The organism is Pseudoalteromonas sp. OOF1S-7 (genome assembly GCF_022347765.1).
Classification (GTDB): Bacteria; Pseudomonadota; Gammaproteobacteria; order Enterobacterales; family Alteromonadaceae; genus Pseudoalteromonas.
This window is the reverse complement of the sequence record NZ_JAKRFZ010000005.1, coordinates 22,954-41,322: the sequence shown is the minus strand read 5'-3', so window position 1 is coordinate 41,322 and position 18,369 is coordinate 22,954. Positions and strand designations below refer to the sequence as shown.

Below are 18,369 nucleotides of genomic sequence, written 5' to 3'. Positions count from 1 at the left end.
TCAACAAACTTTGTTGCGCCGAACGCACCCAGATGTGAGTTAGGTACGCACAGAAAGGGACGCACAATGTCGTCCGGGCCTGCATCGAGGCCCTCAGGAACCACTTTGAGTTTTGTTTATCTCTACAATTAATCAGGATACCAATGGCACGCTTAATAAAACACGCCACCTTAGTGAATGAAGGTAAGCTTTACGTTGCTGATCTCAGAATTGAAAACCAGGTTATTGCTGAAATTGGCCCGGATTTATCGGCCAGGCCCAATGAAACAGTCATCGATGCCCAGGGCATGTGGCTGCTGCCCGGCATGATAGATGACCAGGTGCATTTCAGAGAGCCCGGCCTGACCCATAAAGGTTCCATTGCCAGTGAATCGGCCGCGGCCGCAGCCGGCGGGATCACCAGCTTTATGGAAATGCCCAATGTCTCTCCTTCGACCACCACCCGACAGGCCCTCGCAGACAAACAAGCCATTGCACAGCGAGATTCAGTCGCAAACTATGCGTTTTATCTCGGGGCTACACCCGATAATTTAGATGAGATCAAAGCCGTTGATCCACGTCAGGTGTGCGGGGTGAAAGTCTTTATGGGCGCATCAACCGGCGATTTGCTGGTAGAGCACCCCGCGGCCCTGGATGCAATTTTCAGAGAGTGCCCCACGCTGATTGCCACACATTGTGAGCAGGGTTCGGTGATCCAACAAAATGCCGTGCGCATTGAGCAACAATACGGCACGCCACAGATCATCCACCACCCAATTATCCGCGATGATGAAGCCTGCTATCAGTCGTCTTCTTATGCCGTAGCGCTTGCTAAAAAATATCGTACGCAACTGCATGTGCTGCACTTAACCACGGCGAAAGAATTGAGCTTATTCAGCACTGCGCCTTTGGCAGAAAAGCACATCACAGCCGAGGCCTGTGTTCATCATTTGTGGTTTAACCAACAAGATTATCCGACCCTGGGCAATCTGATCAAATGTAACCCAGCCATTAAAGCCGAATCAGACCGGCTCGCGTTGCTAAAAGCTCTGCATGACGGACGTATTGATATCATAGCAACAGACCACGCCCCGCATACCTGGCAAGAGAAAAACGTGCCCTATCCGCAAGCCCCGGCAGGCCTGCCGCTGGTTGAACATGCCTTGCTGACCCTTATGGAGCAGGTCAATCGCGGCGCAATGACGTTGACTCAGGTGGTTGAGAAAACCGCACATAACGTGGCAACCCGCTTTGCCATCAGCAAACGGGGTTTCCTCAGAGAAGGGTATTTTGCCGATCTGGTGCTGGTTGATCCAAATCACTCAACCCACGTACAACACGAGCAAACTCGTTACCTGTGTCAGTGGAGTCCGTTTCATGGCACCACTTTCTCTCATCAGATCCGTGCGACCTTTGTTAATGGTGCAATGGTGTTTGATGGTGACCAGGTCAACACCGAGCACAATGCCGCACAGGCGTTACGTTTTAACCGTTAAGTGAGACTCATAAACCATGATGCAACTCCCCGATATTGCGACCCATATTGAGCCAGACAGTCAGAGCCCGCTAAAGTGGGTTGGGATGGAAAAAATCGCACTGCCAATGCAGGTACGCTGTGATCAGGCCAGCGTCAACATCAACACACTGATGGACGTTTTTGTCAGCCTTGATACTGGAGCAAAAGGCATCCATATGTCACGTCTTTACCTGCTTGCCAACGAAGCTCTGGTAGGAACTGAGCTCACTTTCGCACAGCTGGATAAGGTGCTCAAAGAGATTGTCGCGTCTCAGCAAGGGCTCAGTCAGTCTGCCAAGTTAGTCCTGAAGTTTGAGCTGCCATTAAACAGGCCCGCACTGAAAAGTAGTTACAGTGGCTACAATGCCTATCCGATAGAATTGCACTGTGAGCACCTTGAAGGCAAAACCCACTGCAAGCTCATATGTACCATTGCCTACAGCAGCACCTGCCCTTGTTCAGCGGCTTTGTCCCGCCAGTTACTGAGCGATACAGTAGAGCAACAGTTTGCCGAACAGGACAACATAGATAAAGCGCAGTTACTGGCATGGCTCAAGGGACCACAGGGGTCAGTGGCAACACCACACAGCCAGCGCTCTTATGCCTATATTGAAGCCAGCCTGGCCGGCGCTCACTTGCCGGATCTGGCGCACTGGCTGGCCCTGATTGAAGAAACCCTGGCTACGCCGGTACAAACTGCGGTGAAACGCGAAGATGAGCAGGCGTTTGCTGCACTGAATGCGAAAAACCTGATGTTCTGTGAGGATGCGGCAAGGCGCATTAAAGCAACGCTGGAGTCCATTTCTGAAGTCACAGACTACCAGTTTAAAGTTGAGCATCAGGAAAGCTTGCATGCCCACAATGCTGTGGTTTACGACCGTAAATCATAAGGTCAGCAGCACATCCACACAGCACCATGCGTGGATGTGCTTTAAAGATTAGAGACGGGTAAAGGCCATCTCCCAGTTGGTTTCCCAGCTCTCGCCACCATCTTTAGAAAAAGCTTGTGCCCAGATGGGTTGCTCAGGATTAGTGGCATCCCAGATAAAACGCACTTTAATGGCTTCGCCGTTATACGACTCGTCGGCATAAAAACGTCCTACCCCATCGCAAAATTTGCCCACCACCGGGGTATCCAGCATGCCCGGATTGCGCCCGTCCAGCCACCAGATAGACCACTGCCCGGTACGCTCGTTATATGACCGGATAGCCTTGGCTCTGACAGAGCCTTCCGGAAAATGCAGGAGGTTATCTTCCACATTGCCAAATCCGCCGAGCGTTTTAAGTGTTGATGACTCCCCTTTAAACTCAATCCACTCGTCTCCTCCATTCAGTATGTCTTTCAGACGACGGTGCTGTACCGACCACTGGCCAACCATAAAATCGAAGTCGCCGGGGGCGCCAGGCGCATTACTTTCAAGCATAGTAATCCCTTGTTTCATTATCATATTTGAGCGTTACTCTAGCACTCACCCTGTACAAGTAAACAGTACTTTTACGACAAAAACTCGACATTTTCAGACATGATATGAGTCGGTTTTTGCCCGGCTGACCATGTCAGAAAATGACTCATAAGCCAAATAAATACTTCGCTTTGACCACTTAGCTCACATTCCCCCTCACACAGACTCTGCAACAACCTCTGCACATCTATACGCGTCAGCGCAGCAAGCGCATTGGCATGAAGGCACTGTATACGGCACACAGGTAACCCAGCCCGTGCTATCCCATTCATCGTCACGGCATCCGGGGACACTGTCAGAGTGTGTGTACTGTCTGGCGTGCTCAATTCGAGCTGTAACTCGGGGACTTTACCGGACTGCGTTTCTCGCCACCCTTCCAGATAAGTCGCAAAAGAGCACCACCAGTCAGTCAGGCGCGTCGCATCAAGCCACGGTGCAGGCTTTGCAGTCACAGGTCTGGCAAACACGGCTTCCACTTCCTGAACGGCTTCCTGTAGCGCCACCAGTGTGACATCCACATCGTGTTTTGTGTGTGCAGCAGAGCAGATAAATCGTAACCGCCCGCGACCCGTTTCAACAATTGGATATGTTACTGCTGAGGCCTGAACGCCCTTTTCATACAGGCGCTGCACAATCGCATACAGCTTGTCTTTATCGCCAAAATGCGGCGTGACAATCGGCCCGTCTCCACTGCCCAAATCAAAGCCCGCGGCACTGAATTGGGCCCGCATGTAACGGGTGGTATCCCACAACCGTTCACGCAGTGACTCATCCTGACGGATACGTTGCAGTGCACTGAGCGCCGCAGCGATGTCCGCTGGGCTCACGGAAGCCTGAAAAATATAGGCTCTGGCAGAAGCTTTCAGCAGCTCAGCGTACTCAGCACGGGCGGCCACGACACCACCCAGACTGCCCAGTGACTTACTCAAAGTGGTCATGATGAAATCAACCTCGTCGCTTACGCCCTGCGCAGCACAGATCCCTGCTCCGTGTTCACCATAAAACCCAAACGAATGGGCTTCATCAACCAGTATCAATGCCTGATAACGCTTGGCGGTACGCACAATTTCTGCCACCGGTGCGGCCCCTTCCCCCATGCTGTACACGCCCTCAATAATTACCAATACGGTGCGATAGGGAGAAGTTTCGGTTGCCAGTACCGAGGCCAGATCATCGACATCATTGTGCTTAAAGGTACGCACTTTGGCACCGCACAAACGTGCCCCATCGACAATAGAGGCATGGCATAATTGGTCAATCACCACCACATCGCCTTCGCCCAATAACCCCGCCACGGCCCCGACATTAGCGGTATATCCGGTAGGAAATAAGCAAGCGGCCGGTTTGCCCACCAGCGTGGCAAATTGTTGCTCAAATGCCAGGTGCAGATCGGTTAAACCGGACGCAGCCGCAGAAGTACCCATGCCGGTACCAAAATCAATGACAGCCTGCCGTGCGGCATCAACAACAGCAGCATCCCGGTTCAGCCCCAGGTATAAGTTGGTGGTCCAGATAATCGCCTCTTGCGTGTCACTGTGATGGGCATCTGCAACCGTACCACGTGTACCGCTGCCCGTGCGCAGTACTTTGCTATAGGGATTGGCCCGGCGTTGATTCACCATTTGAGTGGCTACCTGCACCAACTTACTTTTATCCTCAGCCGACCAGGACCGGGCCCTGGCCAGAGCAAAGGTTGGGTGACTGGCGCGCAGCTGAAATTGCAACTCTTCCAGCGTATCGCGTAATGGGGTCTGATATGTGTGTAATGACTCATCAGCAGCTAAACTTAAAAGGTGCTGAGCCAGGCGTTGAGGCGTATTAAATTGATAAATCGCCTGCACGGAGCAAGTGATATCAAGTACATTGCTCAGACGATTACTCAGTTCCAGTGAAGTTAATGAATCCAGTCCCGCCTGCTCAAAGGTTTGTGACATCACCGCATAGGCTGAATGGCCCAGCAAAGTACTTAATTCATCACAGATCACCGTAATTAGCGTTGGCTGAGAATCCGCCATCTTTTCGGATCTCTGAGATCCTGTGTCCGTCGGTAATTCGGGTAAACGGCTCCTATCCAGCTTACCATTAGGCAGATAAGGTAAAGCATCAACAAAACGTATATTGTGAGGGACCATATGGGTCGGCAGCTGACGTGCTACGAAGGAGAGAATCACATCCGGGCTCAAGACCTCTCCCTCGTCACAAACAACACAAGCCTGCAGCCTGGCTTGTGTATGTCCGCACTGTAACACATTCACAGCAGCAGCAGCGATGCCTGGCATTGCATTCAGTAGCGCTTCGATTTCTTCCAGCTCGATACGAAAACCGCGGATTTTGACTTGCTGATCCGCCCGGGAGATAAAGCGCAGCTCGCCATTGTCGGTCCACTGACAGATATCACCGGTTTTATATAAACGCGACTCCGAAATATCACTCCCCCTTGCAGGTGTGATAAATCGCGCATCTGTACACTCTTTGTCAAACAAATAACCTGCTGCTAACTTATCACCCGCTAAATATAACTCCCCCATTTCGCCCGCTGATACTGGCTGTAACGCGTCATTGAGCACATAAGCGCGGGTGTTCCCCACAGGCCGGCCAATGGTGATTTCTTCCATATCCGGGCACAGCTGTGCTGCTGTCGAAAATACCGAGTCTTCGGTGGGGCCGTAAACGTTAATCACACGCAACTGAGGATGCTGAGCATACACTTGCTCTAGCAAAGCGGGCTTGAGCACTTCACCTCCGAAGATCAGACAGCGCAGTGTCGTTGGTAAAGTGTAACCACTGAGTAAGGCCCGGATGGCTGAGGGCACACCAATGCAAGTTCGGATCCGGTCAATATTCGGTAAACCTGGCAGTGCCAATATATTTTTTGCCAGGATCACGGTGCCACCTAGCAGTAATGTGCCGATTATCTCCATCACCGATGGATCGAAACACATCGAGGTAGCCGCCAGTACACCGCTGCGCTCTCCCTCCGTTAGCAGCGCTCCCATGGCTTGCACCATCGCAAGCACGTTACCCTGTGTCACTGCCACACCTTTTGGTTTGCCGGTCGACCCCGAAGTGTACATCACATAGGCCAGCGCCTGTGGGTCAACCTCAGGGTTTTGCTGGGGCAGCAACTCACCATCGGTGTCGGCAAGCCAGATCACCCTACTCACCATGTGACACAGCTCAGCGGTTGCGCTGCTATCAACAATAGCTGCCGCAGCACGGCTGTGTGACAACATATACTCAACCCGGGCTTGAGGATAAGCCGGATCCAATGGTACATAGGCACACCCAGCTCTGAGTACACCGAGTAAGGTAGCAACCAACTCCCAACGGCGTGCCATACACACGCCAACTAAAGCACCGGGCTCAATGCCACTGTTTATGAGTGTTGCTGCGACAGCCTCCGCACGGCGCAATAATAACTGATAGCTGATTTCGTGAGTGCCATCAATCAGCGCTATTTTTTCAGGGTTACGCAGTGCCTGGGCAGTAAATGCGGTGGCAACCGAATGCGCAATACACAGCGTATCACCCGTCATTGTTTCTCTTTTTGGATGCCGCTGTTGATTAGGTGAGACTGACGAGTCCGTCAAATAGTCCATCTCAATTTCCTTTGTTGTTATTTTTAAGCCTGCCGACAATCACTTGGTTGTTGCACGGCTTAAGTCAGCCTGGTGACATTGTGAGTGTTTGACATGACAGCATGCTTTTCAAATTAGCCATTATTTATACATATAAAATCAACACTGACACTAACATTAATTAACACCAGGAAGCCAGTCACTTAAAAGACTCAAATGCAGCGGACTTTTGTCTGGTTGTTTTTTATGCTCACCGGAGTAAGGTGACAGTTTGATAAAGAGTACGTGGAATGAGCATATGAGTATTGTTTTAACGACCCAGTGTCGTGATGATGTAGGATTAATCGCCAAGGTTACCGGGTTATGTTTTGAGCATAACCTGAATATTGTGCGCAATAATGAGTTTGTTGATAAAGCTGGTGAACGCTTTTTTATGCGCACTGAGCTGACGGGTCATGTCAGTGAGACATTTTTACCGCAACTGCGCCAAGCGCTGCCAGAGGGTGCCAAAGTACATTTACACGGCAATGAAAAAACCACAGTCGTACTGCTTGCCACTAAAGAAGCCCACTGCCTGGGAGGTATGCTACTCAAACAATACGAAAATGCCTTCAATGTTGAGATCCAGGCCGTGGTCGCCAACTATGATACGCTGAAGCCGCTGGTGGAAGGTTTTGGTATTCCTTTTCATCTGGTTTCTCATCAGGGCCTTACGCGGGCGCAACATGATGATGCCATGGCCAAAGTCATTGCGCAATATCAGCCCGACTTTATCGGTCTGGCTAAATATATGCGGGTCCTCAGCCCACAGTTTGTCGCACGCTTTAGCAATCAGATCATTAATATTCACCACTCGTTTTTACCCGCTTTTATCGGCGCAAAACCATACCACCAGGCGTTTGAACGCGGGGTAAAAATCATCGGTGCGACGGCTCATTTCGTCAACGATGAATTGGACGAAGGTCCGATCATCATGCAGGATGTAACCCAGGTAACACATGCCGATAGCGCAGCAGCCATGGCGAAAATGGGGCGGGATATTGAAAAAGTGGTATTCTGTAAAGCCATTCAACTGGCTGCAGAACACAAGCTGTTTATCAATGGCAATAAAACCGTGGTATTTGCCTAGTTGCATCAAAAACGCCAGCATCTTCATGCTGGCGCTTCGCTTTTCACGGCGTAACGCTTAAGTTGGGCTATCGAGGGGTTCCAGTTGCAACTTTGCCGCAATCAATACCGCCTGAGTCCGGTTGTACACACCCAGTTTACGGAATATCGCCGTAATATGTGCTTTGACCGTTGCTTCTGAGATATTCAGCTCATAGGCAATTTGCTTGTTGAGCAAGCCTTCATGCAGATATTGCAGTACCTTGTATTGCTGTGGCGTCAGTGAGGCAATTTGCTGCGCCAGCTGCTTGTCTTCTCCGTCGAGTTCAGCAATCTGATCTTTCAGGCTGGCCGGCAACCAGACATCACCTTCAAGCACCAGATTCAGTGCCTCAACAATTTCCTGTGACGAAGAAGCCTTAGGAATAAAACCCATGGCGCCATAACCCATCACTTTGGAGATCACATTAAGATCTTCACTGCCCGAGACTACCACAATGGGTAAACTCGGATAGTCTTCACGGATCCGGATCAGGCCGTATAAGTCGCCATTACCCGGCATATGTAAATCCAACAATAGCAGATCCAGCTCGTCCTGTTCGGATAATTGTTGCAAGGTTTGCTCAAAGTTTTCAGACTCAAAGATCTCTAAACCGTCAAACTGATTCTGCAGTGCCCCCTTTAATGCTTCGCGAAACAGAGGATGATCATCCGCAATTAAAAACTGGTTCATGCCTGGCTCCTAAAAAATCGGCTGTCATGTCGACAGCCGATATAGTAGGTCAATATTTTGTCATAATTCAAGCGATTAACGCTCAATTAACGGTTAAGTCTGTTTTCGATCAATTCGTCGACCACACTTGGGTCGGCCAATGTCGAGGTGTCACCCAACTGCTGGTACTCATTGGCTGCAATTTTACGCAGAATGCGGCGCATAATTTTACCCGAACGCGTCTTCGGCAGACCCGGGGACCATTGGATCATATCCGGCGAAGCAATCGGGCTAAGCTCTTTACGTACCCAGTTACGTACTTCTTTGGTGAGTTCATCAGTGACCGCTACACCTTCATTTGGAGTAACATACACATAAATACCCTGACCTTTAATATCGTGCGGATAACCCACCACAGCCGCTTCTGCTACCGCTTCGTGTGCAACCAGTGCACTTTCAATCTCAGCGGTGCCCAGACGATGGCCGGATACGTTGAGCACATCATCCACACGACCCGTGATCCAATAATAGCCATCCTCGTCGCGACGACAACCGTCACCTGTAAAGTACACACCCGGATAGGCCGAGAAGTAAGTTTGTTCAAAGCGCTCATGATCGCCGTAAACCGTGCGCGCCTGCGAAGGCCAGCTGTCCAGAATCACCAGGTTCCCTTCGGTTGCACCTTCCAGTGTATTGCCTTCAGCATCGAACAAGGCCGGTGCAATACCAAAGAAAGGACGCGTTGCTGAACCCGGTTTCATATCCGTTGCACCCGGCAACGGCGTGATCATGATCCCGCCGGTCTCTGTCTGCCACCAGGTATCCACGATAGGGCACTGACTGTTACCAATCTTTTCGTAATACCAGTTCCAGGCTTCCGGATTGATCGGTTCACCGACCGAGCCCATGATCCGCAAACTGGTGCGTTTTGAGCTGGCAATAGGTTCCTCACCTTTGGCCATCAGTGCACGGATAGCCGTCGGTGCAGTATATAAGATGGTCACGTTGTGCTTATCAACCACTTCACCGATACGACCAGAACTTGGATAGGTCGGCACACCTTCAAAAATTACCTGAGTACAGCCATTCACCAACGGGCCATAGGCCATATAACTGTGTCCGGTGATCCAGCCCACATCGGCGGTACACCAGTACACATCATCGGCTTTCACATCAAACACATACTCGTGTGTCATAGATGAATACACCAGATAACCGCCAGTGGTGTGTACGACCCCTTTTGGTTGGCCTGTTGAGCCAGAGGTATAAAGGATAAACAACGGGTCTTCGGCGTTCATTGGCTCGGGCTCGCACTCATTAGCCACATCGGCCACCAGCTCATGCCACCAAATGTCATGCTCATGCCACTCCACCTCACCACCGGTGAGCTGGTGCACAATCACATGTTCAATGCTGACGCCATCCTGACTAACCGCCTCATCGACATTGGCTTTGAGCGGCACACAGTTACCGCCGCGACGACCTTCATCAGAGGTGATCACCACTTTGGCGCCTGAGTCTTTGATCCGATCCGCAATGGCTGACGGTGAAAAGCCACCGAACACAACTGAGTGCACGGCACCGATACGGGCGCACGCCTGCATAGCGTAAATCGCCTGGGGGGTCATTGGCATATAGATGGCAACACGGTCACCTTTTTTAACGCCCAATTTTTTCAGGCCATTGGCAAGTTTAGCCACTTCATCGTGCAGCTTCTGGAAGGTGATATGCTCGCTTTGCGTTGGGTCGTCACCTTCCCAGATCAGTGCCACTTTGTCTGCATTGTCTTTAAGATGGCGGTCAATACAGTTATATGAGGCATTCAATACCCCATCTTCATACCATTTGATGCTGATGTGACCTTTATCAAAAGAGGTATTCTTCACTTTGCTGTAGGGGGTAAACCAGTCAAGGCGCTTACCGTGCTCTGCCCAGAATGCCTGAGGATCGTCAATGGATTGCTGATACAGTTTTGTGTATTGATCGTGATCTACCAGCGCTGCGCTGCGGATAGCTTCAGGAACCGGATAAATGCTCTGTGACATAGTTATCTCCATGTTGATTTTTGGCCAGACGGCGATGCCCAAAGGATCGCCCACTCTTTTTATATTAAGTATTAGACCTTAGTTGTACTTGCACCTGTATTGCAAACATAGTAGATAGACTGGGCACTTCTGCGGATGTACGACTGGTGCGCGATACATAGCCAGCCGTTGTTTTCATCAGGCATCCCACCTTAGTCGTATAGACCAAAGGTTAATTGAGTAAAAAGCCGCCATCAACAACATTGGAAGATAAGAGGCACATTCGCTGATCTCACCCGGGGTTTGTCTGCGCAACCCGGAGCAATGCAAACAGGAATTCAACTATGACAACAGCAAAAAAAACAAACTTAACGCTTAGCGCTCTGGCTGTGCAAAGTGCGCTACTTGGCGGCCTGCTGGCCTCCAGTGTTCAAGCTGCTGAGCTGGGCAATACCGACGTTAAATATGGCGGGTACATTAAACTGGATGCTATCTGGAGTGACTTTTCTGATGGCAGTTTAAGTTCGCAGCACATTGGCCGGGATTTTTACATACCAAGCACAACGCCAGTCAATGGTGGCGAGCCCAAAGATGCGGTATTTGATATGCACGCCCGTCAGTCGCGCTTTAATCTGGCCACCAATACTAAGCTGGACGATGGCAGCAGCATTCAAACCAAAATTGAGCTGGACTTTATCGCCTCGACCGGAGGCAATGAGCGGGTTACCAATTCTTACTCTCCGCGGATCCGTCAGGCTTATGTGACCTATAAAGGCTGGTTGTTTGGTCAGGCATGGTCTAACTTTCAGAATGTTAGCGCACTGCCGGAAACGCTCGATTTTGTTGGTCCGGCAGATGGTACTGTGTTCGTGCGTCAGGCCATGGCAAAATATACCATAGGAAACTGGTCTTTCTCCGCCGAAAACCCGGAAAGCACCATCACTTCTGAAGGCGGCGCCCGTGTAGTTACCGATGATGCCAGCATGCCCGATTTTACCGCTCGTTATACCTATAAAGCAGACTGGGGTCATCTGGTTGTTGCTGCGTTAGGCCGGGAGCTGACCTATAAAGTCGCAACGGCCGATGAGAGCGAAACTTCATTTGGAATTAGTGCTTCCGGCCGAGTCAATTTTGGTGACAATAACCTGAAGTTTATGCTCACCCAGGGTCAGGGACTGGGCCGTTATGTCGGCCTCAATGCGGCCCATGGTGCGGTCTATGATGGGAAAGACCTGCATGCTATTGATTCAACATCCGGCTTTATCGCCTATCAGCATTACTGGCATCCGCAATGGCGTTCAACCTTCCTGTACTCTTTTTTCTCTGCTGACAACGACAAAGATCTGCTAGGGATCACGGTAGATCCAACAGAATCGACCACCAGTTACAGCGCCAATATTCTCTATTCACCGGTGAAGAAACTCACCTTTGGCGCAGAGTACAAAGTTGCAACCCGCGAAACAGAAAGCGGTGCTGAAGGCGATCTGGATCGACTCCAGCTTTCAGTGAAATATGTTTTTTAATCTGTGTCTTAATCTCCCTGAGCAAAAAGCCCGCATCTGCGGGCTTTTTAGTCTCAATGGTGTACAGCACACTTATAACGTGGCTTTACGCTCGTTATAATATTCAATCAGTTTATCAACCGCTTCCTGACAATATTCACGTACGCCCGCAACCACCATATGTTTCTCACCCTGACCAACCTGCTCATCGCCGTGGAACAGATTAAACCGCAGCACGATTTTTCCGCGCTTGCCCTCAAAGGAAAACTCCGGCTCCGCCGGCTGAAGTGTGACTGACTCGATGTCCAGTCTGTCCAGGTGGATAGACATTGATTCGTAGATCACCATAGGACGTGCCGGGTTAATCATTACGTCCTGCTTTGCCATTAACGGAATAATCACGTGCGGAAACGTAGTACCAGAGAACTCGACATAGTTTCGGATCAGGCTATTAGTCAGACTGTCACACTGTTTGGATTCACCATTTCGTTTCACCGACAACATCACTTTACCATCTGAAGTGATATCAAAGGCATCGCTCACAGGTGGAAAGCGCAGACGGCTGGTTTCATCGACCATGCCCACAAAGTCAAAGTGCATATTCTCACTCACACCATAGCGTTCAAGGACCAATGAGAACAGCAAGTCGCCCGGTACACAGAATTTTTTGGCATCCACGTCGTGCAAAGGGTTAAAGTCATCCGCCACCTGTTTAGCGAACTGGCTGGCCTGCTCGCGGCTAATCGCCACGCTATCCATTTCTTGCTGGTAAAAAGGAGTTAGCATAATTCACTTCTATATTGCTTTAAAACCGCGCTATGTTAGCAGAATTATGACCCGCAGAGGTCATATCTGTTTAAGTTTCCTTAAAATGACGTCTTAATATGTTAAAAGTTTAGAAATTGCAGTAACTTAAAAAAATTAAAATAAAGCCATCAGTGGCTCATAGCCCCATGTAAATAAGAGTATTGCACTAAGCACAACAAAAATACCATAGGCCAGCAAGCCACTGCGCATCAACGGAGCCGGTGTCACAGGCTCTGCGGTTTTACCTGTAAAAAGCTGTTTAACCAGCTTTTTTCCTTTTAAACGGTAAATCACAATGGCACTTATATGCGCGGCAATGGCAATCAGCAGAATGTCGATGTTAATTTGGTGAATATCACCCGCGAGCTCCACCCAACTATAGGGTACATACGCCACTAAAGGCCCTTCAACCAAAATATCGTCTGTCGTGAATAAACCCGAAACCAATTGCACACTGATTAGCACAAAAAAGGCCAATACCATCTGGGCTCCGGCCGGGTTGTGGCCTACATGCGTTGCTGCCGATCTTAATGCGCTAATAATCGCTTTGGGTGAATGGAATAAGCTGCTGAATTTTGCTGTCTGGCTGCCAATCACACCCCAGATCAAACGCGTTACCATCAGCGCCAGTAACAAATATCCAGTTACAAAGTGGACGTCCAGCCAGCCTTCTTCGCCGCTGAAGTACAACACCGTAATGCCGATAACCAGTAACCAGTGAAAACCGCGTATGAATCCGTCCCAAACTTTTGTTGCCATGCTATTTACCCCAGGTGATTTTGGTTTTGACCACCGCAGGGTATCACAGGCTGGTAAAGTACGTGAAGTCAGGGCGAAGATTTGCACTCAACGCCCCAAACTCTGAGATGTGTATTAGAGGCACGCTTGCAAGATGGCGCGTGATTTAGTCAGGTCAACCTGCTGATGCTCTCCCAGTGCAACCATGCCATGACGCTCAAGCTGCGCGACGATTTTATCCACCGCATCCGCGTCAATGCCATAGTCTCCGAGGCGAGTTTTCATACCCAGCGACTGGAAGAAGGCTTCGGTTTTTTCAATGGCCTGATCAATGGCCTGGTCTTCATCGCTGATATCCAGCCCGAACACACGCTCAGCGTATTGCAACAGCTTGCCGCGCTTGGCATCACGCTGCTCGTGCATCATACGTGGTAATACAACCGCCAGCGTCTGCGCGTGATCTAAGCCGTAAACCGCAGTCAGCTCATGACCAATCATATGGGTCCCCCAGTCCTGCGGCACGCCAGAGCCGATCAGACCATTGAGAGCCATCGTTGCCGACCACATCACATTGGCACGAACTTTATAATCCACCGGTTCAGAGAACAACTTGGGTCCATCTTCTATCAAGGTCAGTAACAGGCCTTCTGCAAAGCGGTCTTGTACTTTTGCGTCAATGGGGTAAGTCAGGTATTGCTCCATCACGTGGACAAAGGGGTCTACCACCCCATTGATCAGCTGACGCTGAGGTAATGAGGCCATGACCTGTGGATCCAACACTGCAAATTTAGGTTGTACCAGTGGGGAAGCGAACGGCAGTTTATCATTGCTTTCTTTGTTAGAGACCACACTGAAACTGTTAGACTCTGAGCCGGTTGCCGGTAAAGTCAATACCACGCCTAACTCCAGCGCAGATTTGATTTTTGCTCCTTTGGCCAGAATATCCCAGGGTTCACCGTCAAACTCAGCTGCCGCCGCAATGAACTTGCTACCGTCAATAACCGAGCCACCACCGACAGCCAGCAAATAGGTGTAGCCTTCTTGGCGGATCAGCTCAACGGCCTGCATACAAGTCTGATAGCTGGGGTTAGGCTCAATCCCACTGAACTCACCCCAGGTATGATTAACCAACGCCTCACTTACCTGCTGGTAAATCCCATTGCTTTTAATACTGCCACCACCATAGATAACTAAGACTTTGGCATCGGCAGGAATGCTGTCCGACATTGCGGCTATCTGCCCTTCTCCAAATAGGATTTGTGTCGGGTTATGAAAACTAAAATTCAACATGCTCTGTTCCTGTTAATATATGACTGGATATGAAACGGACCCCAGTCTAGCCCTCCTGGCATAAATGATCATTAATCAATGAGCAAATTAATTTTGCCATACAGCAACAATATAAATATTATATTGCTATTACTTGCACTGGAGAGATAAAAATGTGGCAGGGCCTGGATATTTTTCTTGCCGTCGTAGAACAAGGCAGCTTCAGCAAAGCCGCTCAGGCGCTCGATGTATCAACCTCCCATGTCAGTCGTCAGATCCAACAGCTGGAACAACGACTGGGGACTCTGCTGCTGCAACGTACGACGCGCAGCATTAACCTCACCGACGCAGGCAAGCACTACGCCGCCAGGCTTAAATTGATCCAGCAGGAACTCAGCGAAGCAAATGACCAACTACTTGGTGGCCAACAAATACCTAAAGGACACATACGCATTACCGGTGCCGGAGATTTTGTCGCGAATACCGTTGCACCCGTGATCGCTGAGTTTTGCCTTCAATACCCGGAAGTCACCGTAGATATTGATTTTAATAACCGTAATGTCGATTTGGTTGAGGATGGCTTTGACCTGGCTATTCGCTTTGGTCGGATGCGCGACTCCAGTCTGATAGCCCGAAGACTGACTCCCAGACCTATGACTTTGGTTGCCAGCCCAGACTATCTCAATAAACACCCGGCGCCCACACACCCCCATCAACTGAGTCAGCACAACTGCCTGCTGGCTGCCAATAACCGCTGGCGCTTTGCCATCGACGACAACATTGAGGAGGTTAAAGTCAGCGGGAACTGGCGGACCAATCACCCGCATGCGCTGTTGCAGGCCTGCCTGCAAGGTCTTGGCATTTCACACCTGGCGCGTGATATTGTTGAACCGCATCTTGCTTCGGGCGCGCTGATCACCCTGCTGGACGAGTTCCAGGTCACGGACAATGCCTCCTGGCTGGTTTACCCGCGCAAAGATCTGATGCCGTACCGTGTGCGCTTACTCATTGATTTTCTGTTAGATCGTTTTAATACGTCGACCGACTAGCAAATGCCTGACTGAATAAAACTTGATCTCTTAACTTGGTTACACTAAATTATATCGCACACGATATAATCTTGAGAGATTTAAAATGACCAAACTATACGAATTCAGTGCCAATACACTGCAAGGACAACCCTTTGAGTTTAGCAGCCTGCAGGGCAAGGTGGTGCTGGTTGTGAATACCGCCAGCCAGTGCGGGCTGACGCCGCAGTATGAAGGGCTTCAGGCGCTACATGAGCGGTATGCAAAACAAGGCCTGGCTATCATTGGTTTTCCCTGTAACCAGTTTGGCCAACAGGAGCCCGGCAGTGCCAGCGAGATCCAACAGGGCTGCCTGATCAACTACGGGGTTGATTTTCAGATGATGGAGAAAATTGAGGTCAATGGTGACAATGCTCACCCGCTGTATGGCTACCTCAAAGACGCCCTGCCCGGCTTATTTGGCAACAAAATTAAGTGGAACTTTACTAAGTTCCTGCTGGGTAAAGACGGTCAGCCACTGGCGCGCTATGCACCAACCACAAAACCTGAGAAAATAAGCAAAGATATTGAAAAAGCTTTAAGTGCGTAAGATGAAAGAGCAGCCCACGCAATTGCGTCTGGACAACCAGTTATGTTTTAGCCTGTATGCCGCGTCACGCCAGGTCACCCGGCTCTACCAGCCACTATTGAAGGCCCACGGCCTGACCTATCCACAGTACATAGTACTGATGATCCTGTGGCAACAGGACGGGTTATTAGTCGGAGAGATAGGTAAGCGAGCGCAGCTGAACAGCAACACACTCACGCCACTGCTCAAACGACTGGCACAGCAGGCGTTAGTGACACGGGTACGCTCTGAGCGCGATGAACGTCAGTGTCATATTTATCTGACCGATGCAGGAAAAGCACTGGAGGCTGCCTGTAGCTGTATTCCACAGCAAATGCTGGCACAGACCAATATGCCAGTGGCAGATCTGCAACAGCTTAAGGCACTGCTGGATACCTTTTTAAGTAGCCAGCTCAGTGATAATTAGGCAATAAAAAAGGCTGAACCTGAGTTCAGCCTTTTTGACATGCGTTTCATTCAACCCCGACTTTGCGGGGTTAATCATACTCAGGCGTGCATTACCCGATGCTGGGGTATTCCCGGTATGCTTTTTCCAGCTTCTTCGCTTGCTTCTTAGACACTCCCAGGTGGTTCAGTGCCACACGTAAACGTGCACGCGACAAGTCAGAGCCCAGGATTTCCATCGCATCAACCACAGAAGTCGATGAAGTTTTGCCGGTAATAGCAACAAAGATTGGCTCCAGGAAGTCTTTGATCTTCAACTCATGGAAAGTCGCTACTGACTTAGCCACCGCGAAGACCTCACTCTTGTTCCACTGACGTAACTTATCCAGCTCCCAGATGAAGAATTGCAGGGCCTGACGCACCGTTTCTTCTTCCGCTTTACCAGCTGTCAGCAACGCAGGATCATATTCTGGAATACCGCCGACAAAGTGACCCGCCAGACCAACCAGATCCGACAGAGTATTAATTCGGGTTTTGGCTTCAGGTAGTACGCGTGCCAGCATCTGACCATTGAGCTTCCAGTCAACGAAGCGCTCAATCAGCTGCTCATCACTCAAGTCTTCACGGATCCACAGGCCATTCAGCCAACTCAGCTTGTCGATATCAAACACAGGCCCACCCAGTGAAACACGCTTCATATCGAAATGTTCAATCATCTCAGCCAGGGTGAACTTTTCACGCTCATCTGGCATAGACCAGCCCATACGGCCCAGGTAGTTTAGTACGGCTTCTGGCAGGTAACCCATTTCTTTGTAGTAGTTAATTGAAGTCGGGTTTTTACGCTTAGACAGCTTAGACTTATCCGGGTTACGCAGCAGTGGCAGGTGGCCAAGTACCGGCGCCTGCCAGCCAAAGTCTTCGTACAGCTTCAACAGCTTAGGCGCTGAGTTGATCCACTCTTCACCACGGAAGATATGGCTGATCTGCATGTGGTGATCGTCAACTACGTTGGCCAGGAAGTAAGTTGGGAAGCCATCTGCTTTGAGCAGTACCTGCATGTCGACATTTTCCCACGGGATCTCAATCTCACCGCGCAGATAGTCGTTAAACTTAAAGCTGCCTTCTGCTGGGATCATCATGCGGATCACATAAGGTTTACCCGCATCCAGATTTGCCTGAATTTCTTCCTGGCTCAGCTTCAGACCGCGACCATCGTATTTCGGCCTTAAGCCTTCTGCCATTTGCTGCTCGCGCATTTCGTCTAGTTCTTCGGCCGTCGCAAAACAGAAAAACGCCTTACCTTCTTCCACCAGCTGATGCGCATATTTTTTATATAAATCGCTACGCTCAGACTGACGATATGGGCCGAATTCACCACCGACATCCGGTCCGTGGTCCCATCCCAGGCCAAGCCAGCGCAGACTGTCCATAATCGCCTGCTCTGACTCCGGAGTGCTTCTTTGCTGATCAGTATCTTCGATACGCAGTACGAATTCACCGCCTTGCTGCTTGGCAAAACAGTAGTTGAATAACGCAATATAGGCCGTGCCTAAGTGGGGATCGCCCGTCGGTGACGGGGCAACACGCGTACGGATAGTCATGTTTTTTCTCTTAAATTGTGTCTAATGAGGTCA

General features: G+C 50.1%; 15 protein-coding genes. 7 read left to right on the top strand and 8 right to left on the bottom strand.

From position 1 onward, the window contains the following. Nucleotides 1–143: 143 nt before the first annotated feature. A complete protein-coding gene (locus MHN33_RS09245) occupies nt 144–1,475 on the top strand; it encodes a dihydroorotase (protein WP_239397697.1) in 1,332 nt (443 codons plus the stop codon). A 16-nt stretch (nt 1,476–1,491) separates the two neighbouring features. Continuing rightward, complete coding sequence (gene folE2, locus MHN33_RS09240) at nt 1,492–2,385, top strand: GTP cyclohydrolase FolE2 (RefSeq protein WP_239397696.1); 894 nt, start codon at nt 1,492–1,494, stop codon at nt 2,383–2,385. A 48-nt stretch (nt 2,386–2,433) separates the two neighbouring features. Here folE2 and MHN33_RS09235 read toward each other — a convergent pair whose 3' ends face one another. Continuing rightward, nucleotides 2,434–2,919, bottom strand: coding sequence for a DUF1579 domain-containing protein (locus MHN33_RS09235; RefSeq protein ID WP_239397695.1), 486 nt, complete (start codon nt 2,917–2,919; stop codon nt 2,434–2,436). Nucleotides 2,920–2,990: 71 nt separating this feature from the next. Next, nucleotides 2,991–6,494, bottom strand: coding sequence for an amino acid adenylation domain-containing protein (locus MHN33_RS09230; protein ID WP_239397694.1), 3,504 nt, complete (start codon nt 6,492–6,494; stop codon nt 2,991–2,993). Nucleotides 6,495–6,834: 340 nt separating this feature from the next. Between MHN33_RS09230 and purU the strand changes: the two genes are divergently transcribed. Next, nucleotides 6,835–7,665 (top strand): formyltetrahydrofolate deformylase, encoded by an 831-nt coding sequence (gene purU, locus MHN33_RS09225; RefSeq protein ID WP_239397693.1) that lies wholly within the window; start codon nt 6,835–6,837, stop codon nt 7,663–7,665. 57 nt (nt 7,666–7,722) lie between these two features. Here purU and MHN33_RS09220 read toward each other — a convergent pair whose 3' ends face one another. Both MHN33_RS09220 and acs read right to left on the bottom strand, forming a co-directional pair. Continuing rightward, the gene (locus tag MHN33_RS09220) at nt 7,723–8,376 is read right to left on the bottom strand and encodes a response regulator transcription factor (protein ID WP_239397692.1); all 654 of its coding nucleotides are present in this window, start codon (nt 8,374–8,376) and stop codon (nt 7,723–7,725) included. Between the two features lie 86 nt (nt 8,377–8,462). After that, nucleotides 8,463–10,400, bottom strand: coding sequence for an acetate--CoA ligase (gene acs / locus MHN33_RS09215; protein ID WP_239397691.1), 1,938 nt, complete (start codon nt 10,398–10,400; stop codon nt 8,463–8,465). A gap of 323 nt (nt 10,401–10,723) precedes the next feature. Here acs and MHN33_RS09210 point away from each other — a divergent pair, with 323 nt between their 5' ends. Continuing rightward, nucleotides 10,724–11,902: a DcaP family trimeric outer membrane transporter gene (locus MHN33_RS09210; RefSeq protein WP_239397690.1), complete on the top strand. Its 1,179-nt coding sequence runs from the start codon at nt 10,724–10,726 to the stop codon at nt 11,900–11,902. A gap of 72 nt (nt 11,903–11,974) precedes the next feature. Here MHN33_RS09210 and MHN33_RS09205 read toward each other — a convergent pair whose 3' ends face one another. From MHN33_RS09205 to MHN33_RS09195, 3 genes are all read right to left on the bottom strand, one after another. After that, nucleotides 11,975–12,667 carry a DUF3581 family protein gene (locus tag MHN33_RS09205; protein WP_239397689.1) on the bottom strand — a complete coding sequence of 231 codons (693 nt, stop codon included), beginning with the start codon at nt 12,665–12,667 and terminating at the stop codon, nt 11,975–11,977. A 135-nt stretch (nt 12,668–12,802) separates the two neighbouring features. After that, entirely contained in the window at nt 12,803–13,447 is a 645-nt protein-coding gene (locus MHN33_RS09200; protein ID WP_239397688.1) for a cytochrome b/b6 domain-containing protein, read from the bottom strand. A gap of 114 nt (nt 13,448–13,561) precedes the next feature. Further along, nucleotides 13,562–14,716, bottom strand: coding sequence for an iron-containing alcohol dehydrogenase (locus MHN33_RS09195; RefSeq protein WP_239397687.1), 1,155 nt, complete (start codon nt 14,714–14,716; stop codon nt 13,562–13,564). A gap of 152 nt (nt 14,717–14,868) precedes the next feature. On the opposite strand from MHN33_RS09195, the gene MHN33_RS09190 reads away from it, so the two are divergent. The 3 genes from MHN33_RS09190 (at nt 14,869) to MHN33_RS09180 (ending at nt 16,757) form a co-directional block, all read left to right on the top strand. Continuing rightward, nucleotides 14,869–15,744, top strand: a complete 876-nt coding sequence (locus tag MHN33_RS09190) for a LysR family transcriptional regulator (protein ID WP_239397686.1) — start codon at nt 14,869–14,871, stop codon at nt 15,742–15,744. A gap of 85 nt (nt 15,745–15,829) precedes the next feature. Continuing rightward, complete coding sequence (locus tag MHN33_RS09185; protein WP_239397685.1) at nt 15,830–16,312, top strand: glutathione peroxidase; 483 nt, start codon at nt 15,830–15,832, stop codon at nt 16,310–16,312. A gap of 1 nt (nt 16,313) precedes the next feature. Beyond that, complete coding sequence (locus tag MHN33_RS09180; RefSeq protein ID WP_239397684.1) at nt 16,314–16,757, top strand: MarR family transcriptional regulator; 444 nt, start codon at nt 16,314–16,316, stop codon at nt 16,755–16,757. A gap of 91 nt (nt 16,758–16,848) precedes the next feature. Here MHN33_RS09180 and gltX read toward each other — a convergent pair whose 3' ends face one another. Beyond that, on the bottom strand, nt 16,849–18,336 hold the full coding sequence (gene gltX, locus MHN33_RS09175) for a glutamate--tRNA ligase (RefSeq protein WP_239397683.1): 1,488 nt from the start codon (nt 18,334–18,336) through the stop codon (nt 16,849–16,851). Nucleotides 18,337–18,369 lie beyond the last annotated feature (33 nt).